General features: G+C 45.2%; 21 protein-coding genes and 1 pseudogene. 13 read left to right on the forward strand and 9 right to left on the reverse strand.

All coding sequences use genetic code 11. From position 1 onward, the window contains the following. Positions 1 to 124 precede the first annotated feature (124 nt). Together L3V30_RS15580 and L3V30_RS15585 are read right to left on the reverse strand one after the other, a co-directional pair. Positions 125 to 1,906, reverse strand: a pseudogene (locus tag L3V30_RS15580) (fatty acid cis/trans isomerase); the annotation flags it as partial. Positions 1,907 to 1,995: 89 nt separating this feature from the next. Next, positions 1,996 to 2,367 carry a winged helix-turn-helix domain-containing protein gene (locus L3V30_RS15585; RefSeq protein WP_227483998.1) on the reverse strand — a complete coding sequence of 124 codons (372 nt, stop codon included), beginning with the start codon at positions 2,365 to 2,367 and terminating at the stop codon, positions 1,996 to 1,998. A gap of 330 nt (positions 2,368 to 2,697) precedes the next feature. Between L3V30_RS15585 and L3V30_RS15590 the strand changes: the two genes are divergently transcribed. Beyond that, a complete protein-coding gene (locus L3V30_RS15590) occupies positions 2,698 to 4,245 on the forward strand; it encodes an arylsulfatase (RefSeq protein WP_046875994.1) in 1,548 nt (515 codons plus the stop codon). A 124-nt stretch (positions 4,246 to 4,369) separates the two neighbouring features. Here L3V30_RS15590 and L3V30_RS15595 read toward each other — a convergent pair whose 3' ends face one another. Next, the gene (locus L3V30_RS15595) at positions 4,370 to 5,239 is read right to left on the reverse strand and encodes a LysR family transcriptional regulator (RefSeq protein WP_053807811.1); all 870 of its coding nucleotides are present in this window, start codon (positions 5,237 to 5,239) and stop codon (positions 4,370 to 4,372) included. Positions 5,240 to 5,367: 128 nt separating this feature from the next. Here L3V30_RS15595 and L3V30_RS15600 point away from each other — a divergent pair, with 128 nt between their 5' ends. The 11 genes from L3V30_RS15600 to yegS all read left to right on the forward strand — a co-directional run bounded on the left by L3V30_RS15600 (position 5,368) and on the right by yegS (position 17,489). Continuing rightward, positions 5,368 to 6,894, forward strand: coding sequence for an arylsulfatase (locus tag L3V30_RS15600; protein ID WP_237309252.1), 1,527 nt, complete (start codon positions 5,368 to 5,370; stop codon positions 6,892 to 6,894). A 106-nt stretch (positions 6,895 to 7,000) separates the two neighbouring features. Continuing rightward, positions 7,001 to 8,302 carry an anaerobic sulfatase maturase gene (locus L3V30_RS15605; RefSeq protein ID WP_237309253.1) on the forward strand — a complete coding sequence of 434 codons (1,302 nt, stop codon included), beginning with the start codon at positions 7,001 to 7,003 and terminating at the stop codon, positions 8,300 to 8,302. An 85-nt stretch (positions 8,303 to 8,387) separates the two neighbouring features. Further along, positions 8,388 to 9,371 carry a MoxR family ATPase gene (locus tag L3V30_RS15610; protein WP_006742792.1) on the forward strand — a complete coding sequence of 328 codons (984 nt, stop codon included), beginning with the start codon at positions 8,388 to 8,390 and terminating at the stop codon, positions 9,369 to 9,371. 12 nt (positions 9,372 to 9,383) lie between these two features. After that, entirely contained in the window at positions 9,384 to 10,346 is a 963-nt protein-coding gene (locus L3V30_RS15615) for a DUF58 domain-containing protein (RefSeq protein ID WP_237309254.1), read from the forward strand. Next, positions 10,347 to 10,925: a DUF4381 domain-containing protein gene (locus tag L3V30_RS15620; RefSeq protein WP_237309255.1), complete on the forward strand. Its 579-nt coding sequence runs from the start codon at positions 10,347 to 10,349 to the stop codon at positions 10,923 to 10,925. Beyond that, a complete protein-coding gene (locus L3V30_RS15625) occupies positions 10,918 to 11,988 on the forward strand; it encodes a VWA domain-containing protein (protein ID WP_005398156.1) in 1,071 nt (356 codons plus the stop codon). The genes L3V30_RS15620 and L3V30_RS15625 overlap by 8 nt, the downstream gene beginning before the upstream one ends. After that, positions 11,981 to 13,711: a VWA domain-containing protein gene (locus L3V30_RS15630; RefSeq protein ID WP_237309256.1), complete on the forward strand. Its 1,731-nt coding sequence runs from the start codon at positions 11,981 to 11,983 to the stop codon at positions 13,709 to 13,711. The genes L3V30_RS15625 and L3V30_RS15630 overlap by 8 nt, the downstream gene beginning before the upstream one ends. Further along, positions 13,708 to 15,024 (forward strand): BatD family protein, encoded by a 1,317-nt coding sequence (locus tag L3V30_RS15635; RefSeq protein WP_237309257.1) that lies wholly within the window; start codon positions 13,708 to 13,710, stop codon positions 15,022 to 15,024. The genes L3V30_RS15630 and L3V30_RS15635 overlap by 4 nt, the downstream gene beginning before the upstream one ends. A gap of 49 nt (positions 15,025 to 15,073) precedes the next feature. Then, positions 15,074 to 15,499 carry a bifunctional diaminohydroxyphosphoribosylaminopyrimidine deaminase/5-amino-6-(5-phosphoribosylamino)uracil reductase RibD gene (locus L3V30_RS15640; RefSeq protein ID WP_005398150.1) on the forward strand — a complete coding sequence of 142 codons (426 nt, stop codon included), beginning with the start codon at positions 15,074 to 15,076 and terminating at the stop codon, positions 15,497 to 15,499. A 173-nt stretch (positions 15,500 to 15,672) separates the two neighbouring features. Next, positions 15,673 to 16,578, forward strand: coding sequence for a LysR family transcriptional regulator (locus tag L3V30_RS15645; RefSeq protein WP_237309258.1), 906 nt, complete (start codon positions 15,673 to 15,675; stop codon positions 16,576 to 16,578). A gap of 8 nt (positions 16,579 to 16,586) precedes the next feature. Beyond that, a complete protein-coding gene (gene yegS, locus L3V30_RS15650; RefSeq protein ID WP_237309259.1) occupies positions 16,587 to 17,489 on the forward strand; it encodes a lipid kinase YegS in 903 nt (300 codons plus the stop codon). A gap of 77 nt (positions 17,490 to 17,566) precedes the next feature. Here yegS and L3V30_RS15655 read toward each other — a convergent pair whose 3' ends face one another. The 4 genes from L3V30_RS15655 to L3V30_RS15670 all read right to left on the reverse strand — a co-directional run bounded on the left by L3V30_RS15655 (position 17,567) and on the right by L3V30_RS15670 (position 21,644). Then, complete coding sequence (locus tag L3V30_RS15655; protein WP_053807720.1) at positions 17,567 to 17,902, reverse strand: NirD/YgiW/YdeI family stress tolerance protein; 336 nt, start codon at positions 17,900 to 17,902, stop codon at positions 17,567 to 17,569. 15 nt (positions 17,903 to 17,917) lie between these two features. Next, positions 17,918 to 18,565 (reverse strand): AcfA family outer membrane beta-barrel protein, encoded by a 648-nt coding sequence (locus tag L3V30_RS15660; RefSeq protein WP_237309260.1) that lies wholly within the window; start codon positions 18,563 to 18,565, stop codon positions 17,918 to 17,920. A 165-nt stretch (positions 18,566 to 18,730) separates the two neighbouring features. Further along, positions 18,731 to 20,344: a VRR-NUC domain-containing protein gene (locus L3V30_RS15665; RefSeq protein ID WP_237309261.1), complete on the reverse strand. Its 1,614-nt coding sequence runs from the start codon at positions 20,342 to 20,344 to the stop codon at positions 18,731 to 18,733. A 67-nt stretch (positions 20,345 to 20,411) separates the two neighbouring features. After that, entirely contained in the window at positions 20,412 to 21,644 is a 1,233-nt protein-coding gene (locus L3V30_RS15670; protein ID WP_104970823.1) for an OFA family MFS transporter, read from the reverse strand. A 577-nt stretch (positions 21,645 to 22,221) separates the two neighbouring features. Here L3V30_RS15670 and L3V30_RS15675 point away from each other — a divergent pair. Further along, on the forward strand, positions 22,222 to 22,578 hold the full coding sequence (locus L3V30_RS15675; protein WP_005398137.1) for a hypothetical protein: 357 nt from the start codon (positions 22,222 to 22,224) through the stop codon (positions 22,576 to 22,578). A 68-nt stretch (positions 22,579 to 22,646) separates the two neighbouring features. Here L3V30_RS15675 and L3V30_RS15680 read toward each other — a convergent pair whose 3' ends face one another. Both L3V30_RS15680 and L3V30_RS15685 read right to left on the reverse strand, forming a co-directional pair. Continuing rightward, positions 22,647 to 24,536 (reverse strand): M48 family metallopeptidase, encoded by a 1,890-nt coding sequence (locus L3V30_RS15680; protein WP_237309262.1) that lies wholly within the window; start codon positions 24,534 to 24,536, stop codon positions 22,647 to 22,649. Next, the gene (locus L3V30_RS15685) at positions 24,536 to 25,126 is read right to left on the reverse strand and encodes a LemA family protein (RefSeq protein ID WP_167713204.1); all 591 of its coding nucleotides are present in this window, start codon (positions 25,124 to 25,126) and stop codon (positions 24,536 to 24,538) included. The genes L3V30_RS15680 and L3V30_RS15685 overlap by 1 nt, the downstream gene beginning before the upstream one ends. Between the last annotated feature and the right edge of the window lie 171 nt (positions 25,127 to 25,297).

The raw sequence follows: 25,297 nt of genomic DNA on the forward strand, positions 1-25,297 counted from the left end.
AATGTCAGTGTTGAGTGAAATCATCACGGCTGTTGTGGCGAAGAGAGCGTACCCCAACGTCTTTGATCTATAGGCGGCTCTCGCCCTCCGTTAATATCAAGTCAAGTTACCTTGGTGAACGATTACGGTTAAATGGCTTCACGTTGCGTTGTAAAAAGTCACTTAACTGTGGACTTTGATCTTTATACCAGCTTGATTGCAGTTCATGACGCATGTCGGTTGGCAGCAACGAGATAAAGTTACTTTCGCCTTCCAGACGCAAGAAGTCCATGAACATTCGTGTCATGAGTTGGTGGCCGAAGTTGCCGTACACATCAAACCCAGCAACGAGCAAATAGTGGATGCGTTCTAGTAACGCGTAGTCAAGAATCCATACCGTTTTCGGCTGCTCGCCAACTAACCCTTGTACGACTGACGCGCTGTCAAAGTGGCGGAAAATCGTTAATGCCGCATTGTGGTTGGTGCCATTACCGTCCCAAATTACGTCGGTGGATAGGTTTTCGCCTTCCTTAAACCAGTTATTGGTAAATTCAGACTTGGCTTCTAGGTAGCGAGCTTGCTGACGCGCGTATTTAACCCAGTTGGTAACAGGCAGCGTGTTGCTTTCCTGCTCTGCTGGCAGTCTTAGGTTATCAGCCTGAGAGCGGTAAAACTCATTTACTTCAGGGATATCTGCTTTATCTGGATCTAGAAAGAATATCCAAAAGCGATCATTGATAACATTCAGTGCAAGTTGGCCACGACAAACAGGCCCTTTAATGTAAGCCATGATCGTGTTTTGCGCATTGTCCAACATAAACTTGAAGCGTGATTTAACCGGAAGATCGATAAATGATGTCATCGGGTTTGCAGCAACTTCAGGTTCATAACTCGGTAGTTGATTAACCGTGTAATCAGCATCGATAAACCATGTGTTCCAGTTTTCAATACGTTGCTTGTTTAACGCGAACGGCATGTGTGTTTTATCTACAATCGTCCCTTGTTCTGGAATAATTCGATAAAACACGCGCTCAACCCCGGGATCATCGTATGGGCGACGTGTTGAAATACGTTTTACTGGTTGCCCCGGTGGAGTAGAAGAACGAACTAACGTAAAGAATCGAGGGTCTTCAGTGAGTTCTGAAAAGTAGAGGTGAGACAAAAACAAATGCTCGTAAATATAGCGCGCCATCAGTTGATTTTTTAGATCAGCGCGATTGAGCAAAGTCTCATACTTGTCGATTTGAGCTTGCTCTTGCTCACTAATTGGTTGGTGAACGTTCATTATCGCGCCGTTTTCCAGCCAAGTCATCAGTGTGTGGTATTCACTGTTTGATAGGTTTGGCATACCAAAAGGCATTCCCCAGGTTGGGTTATCTTTTTCGTACTGTTCGTACTCTTCAATTGTTGGACAGGTTTGTTCTCGGTCTATCGAAAAATCAAAACCTTCTAACTGGACTTGATCAGGCAGCGGGTGGCGTTCTTTTTGTTGTAGCAAACGTGCAATGAGGCCTGCATCAATGTTGGCCGCCATGCTCTGATCACGTTCGTTAAGTACCGGATGAAAACCCGCATCGCGCCACTCTTGGGTTGTTTCTGCATCTTCGAATAAGCGTGTTGGCGCGGCGGCAGTAAGTCTTGTTCCTTCATATACCAGTGCTTTGCTCGCGCCACGGTCAATACCCTCAACTGAAGAAAGCTTAAGCTGACATGGTGCATCGTAGCACGCATGACAGACGACACAGCGGTTATCCATAATGGGTTTGACTTCGCTTTGGAAGAAGTTTGCTTGAGGTGTAGCTACGTCCGCCGTACGTTCACGAACGAGCTGTGGACCAAACAGTTGGTCATAGTTAAGGCCCGCATAGGTTGCACAGCCAGCAAACAATGTAGCAATGCAAAGTATAAAAATTAAGCGCAAATTCATTGAGTTATTTTACGTGATTAGAATTTGCATTAATTAAAGCAAAATAAGCGGTCAATTACCAAAAGTTGGAGCAATTCGCCGCGATTTCTTTACTTTTTCGCATGCTTAAATACATAACCTTGTCGATGAACGGTCTGAATTCGATCCGCGTTAATCCCTTCGCTAACCAGTCGTTTTCTTATTCTACTAATGTGCATATCGAGTGCGCGGTCATGCTCTGAGAACGTGCGCTTCAGTACCGTTTCATAAAGGAAAGGTTTGCTAAGTACTTGATCTTGATAATGAGTCAGAGTACGGAGCAGCTCGAATTGAACGCTTGTAAGCTGAACTAACTTTTTGTCTGGCGGGCGATTTATCATCACAGTATGGCTGTGCTTGTCCAGTACGAGCTCATATTCATTATTGAGACCGTTATCGGAAGCTGCCGTCTTAGGAGCAGACGAAAGGGTAGACTCAAACATATTGGCATTTTAATTATTAATGATAGTAAAAACTATTATCATTAATGTTAGCGTGAAATCAATGCTGTATTTTATTTGTAATGCAATATGTCGGAGTCATATCAAAATTCTGATATGGAAGAAATAACTCTACGAGGGAAAGAGCACCAATTTAAATCGCCAAATCAATAAGTATTACCACAATTTCTAAAGCAAATAATCAGCTATTTTGGAGACTAGAGCAGCTGTTAATGTATCTAAAGTTCTTATTTCTAAGATTCGCTTATCCACTATTTCTAGACTATACATTCTGTTGCAGGAAGCTCTTTTCTAATACACACAGAGGTTTATATGACAGCGAAATATGGCGTAAAACGTCGATTAGCGATTCTTGCCGCCGCCTTAATTGGCGCGACAAGTAGCAGTATCGCGGCAGAGAAACCTAACATTCTCGTCATTTGGGGTGATGATATTGGCCAGTCCAATCTCAGTGCTTACACCTTCGGCTTGATGGGATACAAAACACCAAACATAGACAGCATCGCGAAAGAGGGCATGATGTTCACGGATTATTACGGTGAACAATCTTGTACTGCGGGCCGTTCTACTTTTATCACCGGCCAGACCGTCCTTAGAACGGGTTTAAGTAAAGTAGGGCTTCCTGGCGCAGATCTTGGCTTGAAGGAAGAAGATGCCACCATTGCCGAAATGTTGAAGCCGATGGGCTATATGACGGGTCAATTTGGTAAAAATCATTTAGGCGACAAAGACGAACACCTGCCTACTAACCACGGCTTCGATGAATTTTTTGGCAACCTTTATCACTTGAACGCCGAGGAAGAACCAGAAAACGTCGATTACCCTAAAGATCCAGAGTTTCGTAAAAAGTTTGGTCCACGAGGCGTTATTCGCTCGTACGCTGACGGCAAAATCGAGGACACCGGGCCTCTGACTCGCAAGCGTATGGAAACCGTGGATGAAGAGACGTTGGATGCGGCTCTCGATTTTATGGATCGTGCCGTCAAAGCTGAAAAACCTTTCTTCGTTTGGTGGAACGCAACGCGTATGCATTTCCGCACCCACGTGAAAGAAGAGAATTCGGGAAAAACAGGCATCAGTGAGTATGCAGATGGCATGGTCGAGCATGATAATCATGTCGGCCAACTACTGAAAAAAGTGGACGATTTGGGCATAAAAGACAACACGATAGTCTTTTATTCAACCGATAATGGTCCACACATGAACTCGTGGCCAGATGCAGGCACAACGCCATTCCGTGGAGAGAAAAATACTAACTGGGAAGGTGCGTATCGAGTCCCTGCGATGGTACGTTGGCCGGGTAAAATTAAAGCTGGCTCTGTCTCGAATGATATCATGCACCATATGGACTGGATGCCAACTTTCGTTGCTGCCGCGGGTGATGACAGTATCAAAGAGAAATTACTCAAAGGCTATAGTGCGAATGGTAAGAAATTCAAAGTGCATCTCGATGGTTACAACTTCCTGCCATATTTAACTGGCAAAGAAGAGAAAGCACCGCGTGAAGAGATTTTTTACTTCTCGGATGATGGAGACTTAACCGCACTTCGTTATAACAAGTGGAAACTGGTTTTCATGGAGCAACGAGCAAAAGGTACGCTGCGCATTTGGGCAGAACCATTCACCACACTTCGAGTTCCTAAGATCTTCAACTTACGTATGGATCCTTACGAAGTCGCTGATATCACTTCCAACACCTACTATGATTGGATGCTAGACCGTGCTTATATGCTGGTTCCTGCCCAAGCTTACGTAGGCAGATTCCTCGAAACGTTTAAAGAGTTTCCACCAAGGCAAAAAGCGGCAAGCTTCTCGCTCGATCAAGTGATGGAGAAATTAAAAGAGAACCCAAATAAGTAGGCTAGTGCTACGTAAGCAATACGATGCAACCATATAGAAAAGAGGCTCATATGAGCCTCTTTTTTTCCGTCTAATAAAAGCTTTCAGAGCAACGAATGGCAAAGAAAATGCGAATCAACAAGTCCTACAAGGAAACTGGCTCGTAGTGGGCTGCCGTTAAGTTCGCTTTAATTTTTTCACGTAGCGCAATATGAGCAGGGTTGTTCATCTCTCGCTTGTGGTAAACAAACTTGTAAGGGATAGCGCATATAGAAATAGGGCAGTGCAGAACTTGAAGCTTAAGGGCTTTACTCCATTTGTTTGCAAAAGATTGAGACACTAAGCCTAAACAATCGCGTTGCGCGACGTACAACGCCATACCAGCAAGCGAAGATGTGATCAAATCGACTTTTCTCTCTTGAATAGTTTCTTGGGATAGCTGTTCAAAACCGCTCATGTTGTTCCATTTCCCTGAAAACAAACAGTGAGTTTCCTCATAAAACTGTTCTTTTGAGAGCGAGCCTTGCACGCGGGGATGATTCTCACGACAGATAATCACCGCCTCTTCTTCGTAGGCATCTTCAATAATAAATGCGGCATCTTTTGTGATAACAGTATCAATGACAAGATCGACTTTTTGTTGTCTTAGAAGCTCAAATAATAAGAACTTTTCGGGTGGCGATTCATAAAAAATAGTGTTCTTTATCGGGTCCATAATGTGCAATAAAATTTCGGAACAACACACTTCAAAATGATTCTTATCGGATATCGCATTATCAATGATATTAACCGCTTGCTGGAATTGTGGTAGCAGTTGATAGGCGGTGGATGTTAGTGCGATTCCTCGCCCTTTTTTGACAAATAATTGCTTATCGACCACTTGTTCTAAACGCTTTATTGCAGCGCTCACAGCAGGTTGCGTAAGCCCCAATTGTTCCGCGGCTTTTGTATAAGATTGGAACTCCGCGACAACAAGAAAAGTTTGGATCAAATTCAAGTCCATAACGTTACTCATAAATTTAATTTATAGGTTAACTAATTCTGACTGCATTTATCGCCTGAAATTAGTGCTTTATCTTATATCAACAATGGTATTGAAAAGCGAATACCATTTTTACGCACTAGCGAACTCTTGGAGATAATATGAAAAATGCGACCAAAACGAGCAGTAAAAAACTCGTACTTAACGCATGTACGTTAGCATTAGGCGCTGCATCTGCAGTTGCACACGCAGCGGACAAACCCAACATTCTTGTCATCTTTGGTGATGATGTTGGTTACTGGAACCTTAGTACCTACAACCAAGGCATGATGGCGTACAACACGCCGAACATCGATAGCATTGCTAAAGAAGGTGCGAAGTTCACTAACTTCTACGCACAGCAAAGTTCGACAGCAGGCCGTTCTGCATTCATCACTGGTCAAATGCCAAAACGTACTGGTCTATCAAAAGTGGGCTTACCAGGCGCTCCGCAAGGTATCTCGGAAAAAGATCCAACGATTGCAACCGTGCTCAAGCAAATGGGTTATGCAACCGGACAATTTGGTAAGAACCATTTAGGCGACCGAGACGAACACCTTCCTACCAACCACGGTTTTGATGAGTTTTTCGGCAACCTATATCACTTGAACGCGGAAGAAGAGCCAGAGAACGTGGATTATCCTAAAGATCCAGAGTTCAAGAAGAAATTTGGCCCTCGTGGCGTAATCCACTCTTACGCTGACGGCAAAATTGAAGATACCGGTCCACTTACGCGTAAGCGTATGGAAAATGTTGACGCTGAATTCCTTGATGCTGCGGAAACCTTCATAGAAAAACAAGTAAAAGCGGATAAGCCGTTCTTTACTTGGTTTAACACCACTCGCATGCACAACTTCACGCATGTTCCTGAAGAATACCAAGGTAAAACAGGTGCTGGTTTCTACGCGGATGGTGTTAAGCAGCACGATGATCAAATCGGTCAGCTACTTAATAAGATCAAAGAGTTAGGTGTGGATGACAATACAATCATTGTTTACACCACTGACAACGGCCCTATGGTTGATTTGTGGCCTGATGCAGGGATGACACCATTCCGCTCTGAGAAAAACACTGGCTGGGAAGGCAGTTTCCGTGTGCCGATGTTGATTAAATGGCCTGGAAACATCGAAGCAGGTAAAACGTTCAACGGCATGATGTCATTAGAGGATTTCTTCCCGACATTGGTTGCTGCAGCGGGTGACACCAAAGTTAAAGATGAATTACTAAAAGGTAAGAAAGTTGGTGATATGGACTATAAAGTTCACCTAGATGGTTACAACCAACTGCCATATCTAACGGGTAAGTCAGACAAATCTGCTCGTAACGAATTCGTTTACTGGAGCGATGACGGTGATCTTGTGGCATTACGCCAAGGAAAGTACAAGTTCCACTTTATGATTCAAGAGAATGAAACGGGCATGGATGTATGGCGCAAGCCGTTTACTAAACTTCGTGTTCCATTGATCTTCGACTTGAGTATCGACCCATTCGAACGTGGTGACCAAGGTATGGGTTACTCTCGTTGGATGTACGAGCGTTCATTCTTAATGATGCCAGCGATGGATACAGTGAAAGAAGTGATGGGTACATTCAAAGAATTCCCACCTCGTATGGAAGCAGGTTCGTTCGTACCTAAGTCTTCTAAGTAATTAATATTATATAGCGCTTTTCGGAGCGCTATATACCCAAATAGCTTCAATTCCTGCTGAAATGTGATTACGAGGTTATTTGGGTATATTAAATAGTGAGAAACGTATGAGTAAGATTTCCCCTCGCCATTCTACTACCATGCCTATTGTTCCTCTTAAAACGGCGTCTAAAGCACCGGTTCCGGGTGCGTACGATCGTCGATTCCATGTAATGGCAAAGCCAGGCGGAGCAAAATGCAACATCGATTGTCAGTACTGCTTTTATCTGCATAAAGAAAATCTACTGCACCAAGAAAAGCAGCCAAAAATGGACGACGCAACATTGGAAGCGTTCGTGAAAAGCTACATCGAAAGTCAGGATGGCGAAGAAATTGTATTCTCATGGCAGGGCGGGGAGCCAACTCTACTTGGGTTGGACTATTTCCGCAATGTTGTAGCTCTGCAAAGGAAACATCAGCCGAAAGGCGTTCGCATTGAAAACGACCTTCAGACCAACGGCATTTTGCTAAACGATGAGTGGTGTGCGTTTTTAAAAGAGCACAACTTCCTAGTTGGCTTGTCGATTGATGGGCCACGAGAGCTGCACGACAAATATCGCAAAACCCGCAGCGGTAAGCCGACGTTTGATCTGGTGATGAAAGCGGTAGATAGGCTCAAAGCGCATGGCGTGAAATTCAACGCGTTGGTGACGGTGAATCGTCACAATGCGAAATACCCGCTCGAAGTGTATCGATTTTTAACCCAAGAATTGGGTGTGACATACATTCAGTTTGCACCGGTGGTTGAAGCGAACGACTTCCAAACAACCGCACCGCAGTTTTGGAACGAACAGATGATCCCAACCAAAGGCAGTGATCTGGCGAAACCGGGTCATCCAATGTCTGTTGTGACGGATTGGTCGGTTGATCCTGAAGACTGGGGACGCTTTTTAATGGCGACCTTTGAAGAATGGGTGAATAACGATCTTGGCCGTGTACTGGTTAACCTGTTTGAAACCGCGGTAGCGCAAGTAATGGGGAAACCGTCTCAGCTTTGCGTGACGGCTGAGTTTTGTGGCAAAGGCTTGGCGATTGAGCACAATGGCGACGTGTTCAGTTGCGACCACTATGTGTACCCAGAATACAAACTCGCCAACATTCATGAACACTCATTGAATGACATGGCCTTCTCTACACGACAATACACCTTTGGCATGGCAAAACGCGAATCTTTGCCGACGTATTGTAAGCAGTGTCCCTACTTGCCTTATTGCTGGGGCGAGTGTCCGAAAAACCGTCTGATCAAAACGCCGAATGGCGAGGCTGGACTAAACTATCTGTGTTCGGGAATCAAAATGTTCTTTGATTACGCGTTACCGATGTTGGTTGGTCTTGCACAGCTTCTCCAATCTGAAGAACCGCAAAGATAACATAGTGAATATAACCTTAAGTTATTTCATTTGTTCTTATACTTAACTATTGAAAAGACGGCTTAAACCACTGAAAAGGTACCCTATGAACCACGCACAACAAGCGATAAAAGAACTCATCGAACAAACAGAAAAAAGCGTCATTGGACAAAGCCACGTGGTTCGAGCTTTAGTCATCGGGTTATTAACGAACGGGCACATTCTTCTAGAAGGTTTGCCGGGAACGGCAAAAACACGTTCTGTAAAATCGTTGGCCAACTTGTTAAACACCAGTTTTGGTCGAATCCAGTTTACGCCAGACCTTTTGCCATCGGACGTGACGGGAACCGAGGTTTATCAAGAGTTGGATGGCAAGCCGCAACTTCATTTTCAACCAGGGCCAATTTTTAACAGCATAGTGCTTGCCGATGAGGTCAACCGTGCGCCAGCCAAAGTACAAGCCGCACTGCTTGAAGCCATGGCCGAAGGCACGATCACGGTAGGCGATAAAACTCACGTATTGCCAGACTTATTTATGGTGCTTGCAACGCAAAACCCAGTAGAGCAAGAGGGCACGTACCCGCTGCCAGAAGCGCAAATGGACCGTTTTATCATGAAGGTTACTGTCGACTATCCAGAAGATGAAGCCGAACGTGACATCATTCGTTTGGTGCGCAGTGAAGAATTAGGTGCGGAAACCAGCAGCGAAATTATTACGCCAAAACACATCGAACCTGACGTGGTGCTAGAAGCACGTCGTCAACTACCTGATATTGTTGTGTCAGATCTAGTGGAAAACTACATCGTCGCGTTAGTGATGGCGACTCGTAAGCCAGAGCGTTATGCCGATTCAAACTTAGCAAAATGGATTGAGATTGGCTCTAGTCCCCGTGCTTCCATCGCACTAGACAAATGCGCTCGTGCGTATGCGTGGATGCAAGGACGTGACCATGTCACTCCTGACGATGTGCGAGCCATGGTTCCGTCTGTACTGGGCCACCGTTTTTCTTTGACCTACGATGCACTAGCAGACGGGGTCGATCACCAACGCGTCGTGCAAGAGCTGCTAGATTGTGTAGAAATTGGGTAAGCGGGAGGCATTATGGCTAAGCCAACTCTTGCGCCAAAATCACAGGGGATGGATCCCCGTTTGTACTGCGATTACGCTCGCTTAGTACGCTTGCAAGCACAAGCAGAATCATTCAGTTTACTTCCTCACCTAAAAGCGGGTAGCGTACTCTCAGGCCGCCATAATTCGCTGTTTCGTGGTCGTGGATTGAACTTCGAAGAGTTGCGCCATTACCAATTAGGTGACGATATTCGTAACCTTGATTGGAAAGTTACGATGCGTACAGGTAAGCCGCACGTACGCAGCTATACAGAAGAAAAAGATCGCAACGTAATCGTGTGTGTCGACCAGAGAAGCACAATGTTTTTTGCTTCGACGCAAGTAATGAAATCGGTTGTCGCGGCAGAGATCGCAGCGATGTGTGGGTGGCGAGTATTAAAAGATGGCGACCGAGTCGGTTTTGTCATCGCATCCCAGCAGGCGTTGTTTCAAAGCAAGGCACAGCGTACGCAAAACGATCTTCTGGCGCAACTTAAGCGTCTCGCTAAAGCCAATCAATCGCTCAATGTGGACTCCCGCAATTCCGAAAAAGTGACGTTCAGTCAATGGATTGAGCTCATTAAACGCATGAAGCTCAAACAATCCACTTTGATTTTTATCAGCGACTGGAGCGACTGCGAGGAGCACCATCTTGACCACCTTAAACAGCTACAACAGCACAACGATGTTCTCGCAGTGATGGTCAGTGACCCATTAGAACAAGCGCTACCAGACGATTTGGCAAAATCGAAATGGGTGGTTGGTGATGGGCAGTATCAACTCAATTTAGACAGCAAAGCAAAGGTAGAAGCCGCGAGCGCAAAGCTTGAGGCTCGAACCAGCTTACAGCGTCAATCACTCTCTCAACTTATGGCGATGAAACACCTTCCGCACATTGAACTCGATACGACTGGCGAGCACATTAAACAATTTCAAAAACTGGTAGGAGGGCGTTAAATGAGTGGTCTTCCTACGCCTCCGAGTACCTACATACTCAGAGAGTTACATGATGTGGCCGTGCCACCAAGTGTGAGTTGGTATCCGCAAACTATTGGCTGGAAAATTTTAGCGGTGGTTGCGCTCATTGTACTGTTGTATGTCGTATATCGCTTGGCTCAACAATGGTGGTGTAACCGCTACCGACAAGAAGCTCTGCTGGCGATTTCGCAAATCAAACTGAGCGACAAATGTATGCCTAAAGTATTGTTCTCTGTGCTTAAAATTGTGTTGATTCATGTTGATAGCTGTAACGCGAAATTGTTTGATACCGCCTTTTTGCGCAAGCTCGATGCGCTATATCCGCAAACCGGAGATTCTCAAGCAAACTCGCAAGTGGTCTTTAACGATGAGCTTTCAAAGCGCTGGCTACAAAGTATTGTTGACCCCAGCGTTACGCTAACCAACGAAGAACGAGTGACGCTTATTGCTCGTGCGAAAAACTGGGTGAGTGAACACCGCTGTGATGCTCAAAAAAGCGCGGCAAAGAAATCTCCATTATTGAAACGCAAAGCAAATCAGGGAGGTCAACATGAATGATCTTCTTGTATCGCTAACTGGTTTGTCTGGTTTTGAATTTGCTCACCCAATGTGGTTTCTGATTTTGCCGCTGCCATTGGTGGTGTACTACTTGGTGCCTGCATATCGCACTAAGCAAATGGCGATCAAAGTGCCGTTTTTTAGTCAGTTGGTGGAAGCGATTGGCGAGACGCCGTCAGAAGGTGCAAGCCAGTTAACCCCAAGCTGGTGGCAACGAGCAACGTTAATTCTCTCATGGCTTTTGGTGGTGTGTGCGATGGCAAAACCCACCGTGTTAGGCGAGCCTCAAGTTCGCGAGAGTTTAGGGCGCGATGTTATGGTGGTGGTGGATCTTTCGGGTTCCATGGCTGAGCCTGATTTCACCTCTCGTACAGGTGAAAAAATTTCTCGCCTTGATGCGGCAAAAGAAGTGCTGACGGAGTTTGTTCAGTCTCGTAAAGGTGACCGATTAGGCTTGGTACTTTTTGGTGATGCCGCTTTTGTGCAAACGCCATTTACCGCAGACCAAAAAGTGTGGCTCGAACTGCTTAACCAAACCGATGTGGCGATGGCAGGGCAGAGTACCCATCTTGGTGATGCGATTGGCTTAGCGATTAAAGTTTTTGAGCAAAGCGATAAGTCGCGTGGTGCTTTAGAACAAGACCAAAACCGTGAAAAAGTCGCGATTGTATTAACCGATGGTAACGACACGGGCAGCTTTGTCGAACCGATTGATGCGGCGAAAGTTGCGAAAGCCAAAGGCGTGCGAGTGCACGTCATTGCGATGGGCGATCCGGAAACGATAGGTGAAACCGCGTTGGATATGGACACGATTCATCGCATTGCGAAAGAATCCGGCGGTGAAGCGTTTGAAGCACTCAACCGTGATGAACTGTCGGCTGCCTACGACGAGATTGGCAAACTGGAACCTCAACTTTACGAAAGCACCACATACCGGCCGAAACAAAGTCTTCACCATTACTTGATGGCGTTAGTGGTCATCATGCATTTACTCGCGTTCAGCGTCGCGACACTCAAAAGAAGGGCTGCAACACGATCATCATTAGGAGAGAGCGATGTTTGATTCTCTTAGTTGGACGCAATTCTTTACGCAGTTTCATTTTATTCGACCGCTGTGGTTACTGGCTTTGATCCCTATGTTTTTCTTGGTGTGGTTGCGCTGGCGAGAAGAAAGCAAACCAAGCTGGAAGGATATTCTACCCGAACATTTACGCAATGCTTTGACGATTGGCGAGCGAGGTTGGCGCAAGCAACTGCCGCTTAAGCTCTTGATGCTGATTGTGCTAATCGCCATTGTGATTTGTGCAGGCCCAACGTGGCAACGTGAATCTTCTCCCTTTGGTGAAGATAAAGCCTCTCTGCTTGTGGTGCTTGATAACAGCGACTCGATGCTGCAAAAAGATCTCCCACCAAGCCGCCTTGAGCGTTCCAAACAGAAAGTACGCGATTTATTAGCTGCGCGAAAAGGCGGAAAAACGGGTTTAGTCGTGTTTGCGGGCAGTGCTCATGTGGCGATGCCTGTGACTCAAGACAGCAAAGTATTTGACCCATTTTTGGCGGCCATTACGCCAGAAATCATGCCCGTGCAAGGTAAGCTTGCTGAAAAAGCCTTGCCGTTAATTGATCAACAATTGCAAGGTCAACCAGGCTCCACCGTTTTGTTGGTGAGCGACGGCGTGAACCCGGCCACGATTAAGCAATACCAAGCGTATTTTGCAGGTAAACCTTATCAACTGTTAATTCTTGCTGCGGGGAATACAGACATCGTGAGTAACAACCCGATGGATTTGGATTCTCTGCAAAAACTGGCCAGCCAGACCAATGGTCGATTGGTGGAAGTGACGGTCGATAACAGTGATATCGAACAACTGAATCGATACGTTGAGCGCAATATGCAGCTTAATGGCGAATCTTCAATGCCTTGGAAAGACATGGGTTATCAACTGCTGTTCCCAATCGCGTTGATCATGATGCTGTGGTTTAGAAAAGGGTGGTTAGTGCAGTGGTGCGTGATCGTAATGGTGAGCGGTACACTGTTGATGCCGACCAGTGCAATAGCGGAGAACATTTCTGTGAAAGCCGAGCAGCCACAAGTTGTGCAAAAAGTGACGACCTTCGACAAGGTGGCGCAATGGTGGTGGGATTTGTGGCTGACGCCAGACCAACAAGGACAGCGTTTGTTCAACCAACAAGCGTATTTAGAAGCTGCAAAACACTTTGTCGATCCATTACGCAAAGGCACGGCGTACTACTACGCTAGCGAGTTTGAGCTCGCGCACAGTGCGTTTTTGGAAATGCAAAACGACCCGTCCGAAGAGGTTCGAGATTACGGTCTTTACAATGCGGCTAGCGCATTGGCGCGCCAACGTGAATATTTGGCTGCTCGCGACTTGTTAAAATCCTTAGCCAGCAAGCCAACGTTGAGCGAGTCGTTAAGACCTGATGTTGAGCACAACTTGAAAGTGATTGCTGGCATCGTCGATGAGATAAATCAGATGAGTGAAAGTCAAGCCGGAACAGAGCAAGAGGCGTCAACCGAGCTAGGCGACAACCCTCAAACCGCAGAAGGAGCGGATGAACAAACGTCAGCGGAGTTGATGATTAAAGAGACGTTAAGCGCAGACGATATCTTAGGTAGCCAAGAATTAGCCGACAAGTGGCTAAAGCGAGTCGAAGCGGATCCGAAGTATTTCTTACGCGCTAAATTCCAAATTCAATTACGCTCGCCAACAACGGGTAGCTCAACTACGACAACGGAACACAATACAGAGGAAGCGGCCCAATGATGATGAATGTCCATCGCGTTACCTCTTTTGTACTTCCTGCACGGATAGTAGCATGGTTAGTGGTTTGTTTGAGTCTGTTCATAAGTCGTCACGTTTTCGCTCAGGACATTTACGATCTTCAACGCAATCATGGTGTTGAGTTGCAAGCGTGGGTTGGTCAACAACCAACGGCTGGAGAAAAGCGTAAAACGCCAAGTTTTAGTGTCAACGAGCAAGTCATTTTAACCATCGAAGTGGCAACGCCGCGCTGGTTTACGGGTGGGACGCGAATTGGCAGTATTGAAATGCCCAATGTTATCGCCAAACAGCGTAATCAGTTAGCCACTAACTTCACGGAGCACAAGGGCGGACAAACTTGGTCGCGTCAACGCTGGGAAGTGACTTTGTATCCGCAAGCATCTGGTGATTTTGTGATTCCACCTGTCGCAGTGGGCGTTCAGGTGTCGGCGCCGGACGGCGAGAAGGTGTCAGGCACACTTTACACGCAGCCGATTAAGTTCAAAACCGCCTTGCCATCGGGATTGTTGAGCGGTGACACGCCTTGGTTTTCGGCAACGCACGTAGACGTAAAACAAGAGTGGGAAACCTCCACTGAGTCACTCAAAGTTGGGGATGCAATCACGCGTAAAATCACCATCTCAGCTCAAGATTCGCTATCTGTGTTGCTACCAGACATGTTGAAAGGAGAATCAACAACCCGTTACCAAGCGTATCCTCAACCGCACCGTCTTACAGATACGCAAACACGTGGTGATTACCAGTCAACACGCACAGAAGAGAGCGTGTACGTGATTCAACAAGGTGGTGAATTAACCCTGCCAGATTATGAGTTCCGTTGGTGGAACAGTAAGACTCAGCAAGTGGAAACGGTGGTGTTAGAGGGCAAAACATTTGCCGCGAAGCACACGTTGAAATCCTTCATCAAAACGTATTTTGCATGGATTGTTTCCACGCTTGTATTGTTGGGTTTTGTGACTGTTTCATTGGTAGCCATTAAACGTTACTACCGCAACAGACCGACACCAGCATGGTTGACGTTCCACCGTTTGTTAAAGGCTAAACGTTGGTCTGAAGCAAGGACCGTATTGTACAAACAATTGCGTTTAAATACGGCAGAGCTGGAAATGACCAAAGCCGATACGAGTAAATCGTGGCAAAAAAGTGCGTCGCGAATGCAAAATGGCGAAAATAGCGCTCATTTAATGAAGTCGATGTGGCGCAAGATCCAGACCAAACAACAACGCTTTAAATTCCGTATACCGCGAGCGTTACCAGAACTGGACAAAGTCATTGGAAGAGATGGCAATGAATAAAACGGGGCGCTAATATAGCGCCTCGTTTTTATTAGAGAATAGAGTTCAAATGAGCCAAGAGTTTATGCGCCGCGCATTGGAAGTGTCCAAAAATGCGCTTCCTGAATGTCAACCCAACCCGCCGGTTGGCTGCGTGTTAGTGAAAGACAATCAAATCGTTTCAGAAGGTCATACTCAAGCTATTGGTGGCAATCACGCGGAAGTAGAAGCGCTGAATGCATATCAAGGCTCGTTAGAATCGGTGACGGCATACGTTACGCTCGAACCGTGTTCGTTTGTTGGTCGCACGCCAGCGTGCGCGGTGACATTAGTAAAATCCGGTATTGGCAAAGTCGTCGTAGCCATGTTGGACCCAGATCCGCGCAACAGTGGTCGAGGAATCGAGATTCTAGAACAAGCGGGTATTGAGGTGGAAATTGGTTTATGCGGCGAGGAAGTCTGCGAGTTTCTTACCCCATATTTAGGCAAATCTTAATGTAAGCTTTGGCTTGCACGCTAGCTGCTCACTTATGCGGTGAATGGAGTACGTCAAAATTGAGTTAAAACTCATTAAAACAGGTCGTACCGCCCATTTCTTGTACTTGGCTACGTTAACTATCATGCTGTTAGATTAAAATAGAGAAAGTGATTTTCGAAAAATTTAATAGCATGAAACCGACCGATCTGAATCTTATCCCTATCTTTATTGCCATTTATGAAGAGGGGAACTTATCTAAAGCAGCAGCACGTCTCAGCATCACGCAGCCCGCAGTCAGCAAAGCGTTGGCACGCCTTCGTGATATTTATGACGAACCTTTATTTCATCGCTGTACCAAGGGGGTAGAACCTACCTCTTTTGCTATGGATATTTACCCTGCGCTGCTTACTTCGGTGCAAAACTTTACTTCAACTCTGACGGCTTCTAGCGAATTTGACCCTAAAGTGTCGAATCGAGTGTTTTCCATTGCTTGTGTCTCTGTTGCAAGTTTTGAGTTGCTCCCTCAAGTTATGAAACAGATCCGTGAGTTAGCACCACATATTGCTTTAGAGGTTCATCCACTCTTTACGGAAGATTTTGAAAGCGATCTGCGTTTGCAACGTTACGACTTGATCATTGATATCGCGCCAAGAGCAAGAACAGTTTTAAAAGTTGAAACTGTACTTACTGAGCGCTTGGTGGTGGTGTGTAGCGAGGAGCACCCACGCTTAAAGAACGAGATTACGGCTGAACAATTTTTTGAAGAAGAACATGTGGTGGTTTCGCAGTGGCAAAGTCGTAAGAGCTTGTTAAACGCCGATGATATTGTCGACTTGGACAAAAGAAAGATAAAGTATCGAGCTTCTGGCGTGTTGGAAATGCTACCTGTTATCTGCGGTAGTGAATATATTGGTTTAATGCCCGAGTCGATGATCAACTTGTTCAACCACACCTATCATGTTAAATCTTTATCTATGCCATTTGATGAACAAACCTATGAGCTCTGCACAATATGGCATCCTAGTCGGACAAACGACAGTGCCCATCAATGGTTGCGATCACAGATTAAACAAGCAGGGAAAGTCATCAACCAATAGGAAGTGCAATGAAGAAGACAATACGTGCCATCCTTAACGGCAAAAAAGCTGGGAACCCAGAGTTAAGAGATGCAATCATGAAAATGAGAGACAAGGGCGTCGATGTGCAAGTGCGAGTGACTTGGGAATCTCAAGACATGCCGCGCTTGGTGAAAGAAGCGGTTGATGAAGGGATTGAACGTATTGTTGTCGCTGGTGGCGATGGGACCGTCAATGAGGCGGCTTCTGCGATTATCCAAATTGAAGAAGAAAAACGCCCTGAGTTAGCCATTATCCCTCTTGGTACCGCAAATGATTTTGCCACCGCGATTCAAGTGCCAGCTTCTACCAAGGCGTCTTTATCTCTCGCCGTAGAAGGGCAGTCTGCTTTGGTCGATTGTGTCAAGGCTAACGATCGCTACTTTATTAACGTGGCAACAGCTGGGTTTGGCGCAGAAGTTACGGCAGAAACGCCTGTTGAACTCAAAAACTTTCTTGGTGGCGGCGCTTATACACTAACTGGTGTTGTAAAAGCGCTCGGCTTTAAACCTTATGACGGAACAATAACAATTGAAGGCGGGGCTTATCAGGGAGAAATGTTGCTTGGCGCTTTCTGCAATGGTCGCTTAGCTGGAGGTGGGCAAGAGTTAGCATCGAAAGCGATGATTAATGATGGCTTGATGGATCTAACATTGGTGCGTCCATTCTTACCTCATGAGCTACCGAAAGTTATCGAAGAGATCAATAATCCTAGCGAGAAAGGTGAGTTTGTAAAACACACAAGAGCAAGCTGGTTAGAGATAGACTTCCCAAATCCACTACCGCTTAATTTAGATGGTGAACCATATCATTCGAGAACAATACGGTTTGATGTTCAGCCTAAGAGTATACGATTAGTCTTGCCGCAAGATTGTCCTTGCTTGACCAGCTAAACGAGTAGTTTCACGGCTCATAAACAACACAGCCTCCAATATGTGGCTGTGTTGTTTGTGTTGAGGTGTCAGGCGAGTTAAAGCTTTTGAATGGTCTCTACGTCGATCTGCTTGGTTGTCCACTCTGAGTCAACTTCGCCTCGAATCGTCACTTTATCGTTTGGACCAACGTCTAGTCCCATCCAATCTTCATTGTCGATTTCCACTTCGATTTCACCAGTCTCATCTTTGAACAAGTAAGTCTCGTTACCAAGAGATTGAACAATGTGCCCGGTTAACATGACGGCGCTGTCGTCGGTTGCGTTGTGCGCCTCTTTCACCGAATTAATTACGCTTATTTCTGGACCATTAAACGCGGCGAAAGCTGAGCTTGAAAGTAGGGCAAACATGGATGCTAAAATCATTTTTTTCATTATCGTCTCCTTAAATTAGAAGTAGTAAGTTGTGCCTACGTTAAAGGATGCAGTGTTCGCGTATCGGTCTAGTTGATATTTTGCGTTTGCACCTATGGTGAGCTGCGGGAAAATTCTGTATTCCGCACCCACTGAGAACATTGCGCCTAGCTCGTTGTTTTTCTCCGTGCTATGGAAAAGCGTGTTGTTCATTTCCACATCGTCGTTCGCGACAAGCTCGTATTCTTGATGTTTAGAAACCTTGGCGTTGTATTCCGTGTACGTTAAACCCGCTTTGAATTTTGTTGTCCATTTATCATTTAATGCATAGTTAAACACAGGTGCCAGCGACACTTGCTTGGCTTTGATTGACGCATCCCAATCCATTTCATGATGGTAATCTTTGCCATCGATTGACTTGATACCTAGGTTTTTTGAACGACTATCATCAAGGTCAAACTGGCTGTAACCCAGTTCCAATGCCCAGTTGTCATTGAACGCGTAACCGACAAAGCCTGAGAAAATACCGTCTTCAAGCTCAGGGTTGAGTGTTACGTTGTCAGTTGAAAAGTGAGGTTCCAAATCATGGTCAGTGGTGCCTAGTCCATATTCCAGACCTACATAAGGAGCCGCAGATACCGAAACTGAGCAGGTAACAAGTAACGCAAGAAGTGTTTTGTTCATTTTATTTTGCCTCTTCAAATCAACTTAGTGAGTAGAAGCGCATTTTGTGTGAAGAAGCGTGAAGCGATCGTGAAGAAACGAAAAAATTTTTAGAAAAAAGAGCAAGGGGCGATAACCGAGGGGCGGTTTGAGTGAACAAACACCAAGCTCTTTATATAGAGTAAGTTAAGTTGCTGCGACGTAACACACCGCAAACGGGACATTAAGGCGAGTAAACTCTTTGATCCAACGCCATTGGTTATCCTGGAGTTTATCGCCAGGGCCTTTCACTTCAATCCACTCGAACTCATTTTCTTTAAAAGCAATGAGATCCGGCAGCCCATTGCGGTAAAGCTTAAGGTCGCTCAATTGTATTTTGAACAGCGCCATCAGCATATTGGTTGGGATAGTGTTGAGCGCTGTTTCGAGTAGCTCTTTACTTATTAAATTCCAATGTACAAATGGATTACTGATGCCAAACTTCTCATCGTATTTTGCCAATAACGTCTGGGTGCTGCCTGCTTCTAGTTCGGCAAAAGCGGTGTCTATCAAAGCTTGGCGCTTGGTAACAAAATCCGAGTGATATAAATCTAAAGGACGGTGTTGATAAGCGTTAATGAATGCCCCTTCAATAGGAGCAAAAATCGCATCCCAGAATGTAAGCCCCAGTAGCGAGTTGAGCAACGCATTTTCAGCGTAAAACACATTCCAGCCTAAGGACTCAAAATACGCTTTACTGGCAAGCTCGACTCGTTGTTGAGATAAATCCAGTTCAATATGGTATTCGGAGCAGAGTGGCTTCGCTACTCTTGGTACTTTCGCGCCTTGTTTTCGCTTCAACCGTTGCTCAAGTTTTTGTGCGACTTCGAGCTCAGACACATCAATTGGCGACTGCAGCATATCTGTGACAATGTCACTAAATAAATCATCTTGGTTTAGTTTGTCATAGATACGTGCTCGTCGTTCTCGGCTCGGAGCGAGCTGAGTTTGGCTAAATAGAGATAGGGCGGTCTCTAGCTCATTAATACGCTCATAGTCTCGCGCAATGTCATTCAACATGTGTTCGCGTTTACGATCTACGTAATGGTGACTAACTGGATGAGGCATTGCCTCAATTAATAAGTCGAGGTTCGCTTTGTCTTTTCGATCAAATTGCCAGTACAGGTTGGCCAGTTGACTCAGTTCAATTAAGCGGTCTATTTGCTCACGTGAATCAAAGAAACGGCGCACTTTACTCAATTGGTATTGCTCGAACTGATGTAGACCTAAGTCATCAAGCACAAACTGACTTAAGTCTTGATGGGTGTTGGCAAAAAATAGGGTGAGTAAAACGTCGATCATGTGGGCGGAATTGAGTTTGATGATCGTAAACTCAAGCTGCTCAAAACGATCAAATTCCGTGTTGCTTAAACGCTCCACAAGGGCATCTTTCTTTAATGACTTCGGTAGCTCTGGGTAAAGTGCAGAGATCTCCGGTTTCGTCAGTAAGTTAGACGCTAACTCTTGATGAGAGAGTGTGGGGGAAAGGGCCACAAACTCATGTTGACTCAATTCTGCCAGTGCTTCATTGATTGAAGGTATTTCTTGATAACTCAGCTTATCACTTCGAAACCAACACCCTTTTCGGCTGTATAAACGCACCAACAGGCACTGGGCGTGTTTGCTCAAGGAATCAAACGAGCAAAGCCAAGAGTGTTCTTCCTCAGCCAGTAAATCGCTGTACCAGGTTACTGCGTGGTGAGTCAGCTTAAAGAAGTTTTCTAGATAGTAGTCTGGTGCAAGTTCGATAGGGCTTTCCATAAACGACCGATAACAAAAAAGGCTTAACCCATAGGTTAAGCCTTTTCGCTATCAAATCAATTCGCAATTATGCGTTTTTTAGGTGCGCTACTTTCGCTTCAGACAGTGGCTTAGTGATGAACGCAAGTACGATACATACTGCCATCATTGCTGAAGAAATAGTGTAAGCCAAGGTGTAGCCTTCGCCGTTCGTCATAGAGAAGCCAACAACTGCTGCGCCGATTGCACCACCGATACCCCATGCAGTGTAAAGCACACCGTAGTTAGTACCGTAGTTTTTCAAACCGTAGAACTCGGCCGTTAGAGTAGGGAATACCGCTAGAAGTGTACCGTAACCTACCGCTGCGATCGCAGTACCAATGATCAGAGTGAACTCAGAGTCGAACGTTGCGAACAACACCATGTTTACGCCTTGTAAGACGAACGCAAGTAGAAGCGTACGAACACCGCCGATTTTATCTGCAAGCATACCCGCAGCAACACGGCCGCCTGAGTTAAATACAGCAAGAATAGACGCTAGGTAAACGGCGTTTGGTAAGTTTGCTTGAACGCTTGCGATGGTCGTGATGTTACCGATGATCATTAGACCAACAGAAGCTGCGAATGCGTACATGATCCATAGAGAGTAGAACTGTGGCGTCTTCAGCATTGCTTTCCAAGTTAGGTCATCTGACTTTTTAACCGCTTTAGGTGCTTGACCTTCTTTTACTTTAGGCTCTGCAGGTGTGTAGTCTGCTGGTGGGTTATTGATGGTTGCTGCAAGAGGAACTGCAATTGCCAGGATACCAACACCAAGAACCATAAAGCTCGTTTGAATGCCCATGCTGTCGATCAATGATGATGTTACTGGTGCTAGGTAGATAGCCGCTAGACCGAAACCAGCCGCAATAATGCCGTTAACCATGCCTTTCTTCGAAGCGTGGAACCACTTCATTGCAGAAGGTGATAGGCATGCGTAGCCAAAACCGATACCTGCACCTGTGATCACACCGAAGGTAATGTTCAGCATGAGTGGAGTGTCAACAAAGCCAGATGCGATCATGCCTAGACCTGTAAGAACAGTACCTAGGATAAGAATCATACGCGGACCCATGCGGTCTTGAAGAATACCTGCAACAAGAAGACAGATAGAGAAAGTGATGGTTGCAGTTGCATAAGGTGCAGAAGCTTCTGCAGCACTCCAGCCTGATTCAGTTACCAGTGCCTTGTTGAATACACTCCAAGCATACAGGATGCCAAGACAAAGGTTGATACAGAACCCTGCTAACAGGATGCGCATAGCTTTATCAATCTTGCTCATTTTCATTCTCAGTTTTTCCTCTTGTTGGCAATGCCGCAAAGAGGGTTGGTTTAAAGATGTTTTTTCTCAAAATTAGTTTGCGTTTTTCAACGGTTAACGCAATGAGCGCGGATTATAACCAATAAATATGTGATTGGAATCTCTTTTTGCCGTTACTGATAAAATAATTTGAAACATTAAAAGCGGATGTGAATTCATGGTTTTGTATGTGGTTGGAGTGTTATCAAAAAGTGATGATTTTTGTTGTTAGGAACGAGGAGCTAGTCAAAACAGAGAATTCAGTGCGCAGTTGGGTGCAGAGCTCACATTTCATATAAAAAATTTCAAAATGTTACCGTGTTAACTCCCTGTAACAAAAATGACTGAAATATCGTCTTGTCGCCGTAAGTATTGGATGTAAAGGGTTTCTTAAATTTAAATTGTTAACCTTTTGTAATAACTAGAGCTGATTAGGTTTTTTGTGCATTAAGTGAACAAAAAAGTCACTTGTAATTGCAGATTATAGGAGCAGAATATAGCGAAAAATGAGATTTCATTTATGAAGGGATGCTTTTTTAGACTTGTTGTGAGGTGACTTATGAAACTGTTCCTATTGCTCATGGCTTCGGTATCTGCTGGTGTCGCATCTGCAGACCACATCCATTCATTTATGTTGGGTCTATCTATTGCTTCTCTAGCGGTAGGGAGCTGTTATTTCTTTGCATTCCGTAGCTCGCGCTTTCCGCAGCTTGCCTTATTCTTACTAATTTGCGGCATGCTTTCTAAGTTGACGATAACGGTTGTTGGTGTGATGTGGGGAATGTCGGCTGAATTAATTACATCTCCAATCGTCTTCGCACTTTCGTATTTATTCTTCTCTCTCGCCGTGACCTACTTATGGTTTAGTTATCGAGAGAGTATCACTAAGATCCCTGATCGATTTAAGTCAGCGTAAATCGTCAAATAAGAAAACATAATGAAAAAACGCCAGCAAAAGTGCTGGCGTTTTTGTTTAAAGCTAAGTCAGTTAGCTTGTTGTGTTTGGCTCGGTAGGGTTTGTCCTGTATTGACTGATACTGTTAGTGGCGGCTCTGGAACTTCTAAGAAGCAGGCGATTACCCTATAGAGTTCTCCTTCCGCAACGGTAACCTTTCCATCCGATTCAATCGCTAATCGACACGCTTTTACGAACAAGCGACGACTTTTCGGTTTGAGTTGCAGTAGGAGCTCTAAAGCAGCGCGATTTAGGCCCCAGTTCTTATTTGCGGGTTGTAACTCTGCATCATTAAAGCCCAAACAGGTTAGGGCGCTGCTAAATGCACGTTGAGCGTCTTCCGGTTGAGAGTGACTAACCCAAGCCAATTCGCGCAGTAGCCAAAACACACTCTCTTTTAATTGCTTTAAAGACTGGATCTGTTTTGTACATCCATACGATTCGAGTAGTTGTTTCTCCAATAAGTTGATGACACACCATTCTGCGAGTGAGTAGTGGTCATCAGTTTGAGAGAGTTCACGTAGCACCTGGCACAGTCTGTTTTTCTGACCCTCACTCAGCGATTTCAAGGCAGGGATGGAGAGTTCGAGTAATGGAAAGCGTAGATGAAGAGGCAAATCATAATCCAGCCATGGTAATAATTGTGCTTGAGACACATTTGGGATATGACTTTTTATCATCTCTCGCTGGAGTTCACTACCATCAAATATCAAGGCAAAAGCAATAAAGCGCGCACTATATGGTTCACGAGCGATGTCGACAAGTTCGGAAGGAAGTTGGTTAAGTAGTTGTTGACCTACTTCGCTGAGTTCTGCAGTGGTTGGTTTCTCCGGTTGTGTCGATGTCCCTGATGTGAATCCACTAACGTTATCATTCTCAAAGCTTGTCGTTGGACGATGCGAACTTTGAGAAAAACTTCCATCCCAACCAGGTTCAATTCGGCGAATCCGTTCTTCTAGTGGAGGGTGAGTCGCAAATAGGCCAGAAAAGCCGGAGAGTTTGCTTTGACCAAACATCATATGGCTAATCTCATCGCTTGCTTTTGTATTCAATGAAGAACCCGCCATATGACTACCAATTTTCTTGAGTGCACCAGCAATGCCTTGATCGTTTCGAGTAAATTGAACGGCACTGGCATCAGCGAGAAATTCACGTTGACGAGAGATTGCGGCTTTGATCATCGAGCCAAACAAGGTGCCAATCCAGCCCAGAACCAAACAGATAATCGCAATCAGCATGATAACCGCAAAGCCTTTATCGGAATCGGAAGAACTTCTTGATACGCGACTCGTATGATGAGTGTTATCTAAGACCAAGTGTCCAAAATGTGCAATGCAAGTGATGCCAAACAGTACGCCGATAAGACGCGTATTCAAACGCATATCTCCGTTTAAGATATGGCTGAATTCATGAGCAATGACACCTTGTAGTTCATCTCGCGTGAAGCTATCCAGTGCGCCTTGTGTGACGCCGATGACGGCATCATCAATGCTCATGCCTGCTGCGAAAGCATTGATACCGCGCTCTTCCTGCATCACATAGACGGGAGGAACCGGAATGCCAGATGCAATAGCCATTTCTTCCACAACGTTGAGCAGTTGTCTATGTTTTGCATCTAAGGTGTTTGAGGAAATCAGCTTGCCACCTATGCTCTCAGCAACCCCTCGGCCTCCATTGGAGGTGAGGGCGGATAAGCGAACCATTGAACTTATCGTAACAACCAGCAATACGCCAGCAAAGCACAACAAGACGTAGGTAAGTGCGGTTTCTTGATCAAAGTGTTCGCCTGTTACTCCGTAATAGATACCAATCGATAATACGCTTACCAAACCAGTGATGGTGACAACTGCTAAGGAAAACAGGAACACCAAAAGCCCAGTGCGTTGACGCGCGGTATCTTGATGGTCAAAGAAATCCATTAGAACTCAACCTTCGGGGCAGCTTGTATTTCAGCACTGTCAGAAAACTCTAACAGTTTGCCATCTTGGAATCCGAATGCGTTGGAAAACAACACTGGCGGGAACGTTTGTTTGTATGTGTTGTAGCTGGTTACCGCATCATTAAATGCTTGGCGAGCAAACGCAACTTTGTTTTCAGTGCTGGTTAATTCTTCTTGAAGCTGACTCATGGTTTCATTTGCTTTAAGCTCAGGGTAGGCTTCCACTACAACATTAAGTTTGCCCAACGCACTTTGCAGCATGCCTTCTGCTTGGTTTAGTTGGCTAATTGCCGCATCACTACCAGGCGCGTCACTGGCTGCTTTCAGGCCAGCAATTGCTTGATTACGAGCTTGGATGACACGTTCAAATGTTTCTTTTTCGTGTTCCATATAGCCTTTTGCAGTATTAACTAAGTTCGGAATCAAATCGTATCGACGTTTTAATTGAACCTCTATTTGAGCGAAGCTGTTTTTGAAACGGTTTTGTAGAGTAACGAGCTTGTTGTAGATACTGATGGCGTACACCACAATGAGCAGGACAATAACGATAAAGACAATAAATGCAGTCATAATAAATCCCATTTTCTTAATGTATTCAGTTCTTATATAAACTGTTGAGATATTAAGCAAATGCTTCTGAAGAAGCGATGTAATAACCGAGAAATATGTCATGAGTTGAGTAACAATTAAAATGCATTTACAAAGCAATACAGAAAGAATAATGGCACTGGAGAGATGAAA

Source organism: Vibrio sp. A1-1, assembly GCF_021728175.1.
Taxonomy (GTDB): Bacteria; Pseudomonadota; Gammaproteobacteria; order Enterobacterales; family Vibrionaceae; genus Vibrio; species Vibrio diabolicus.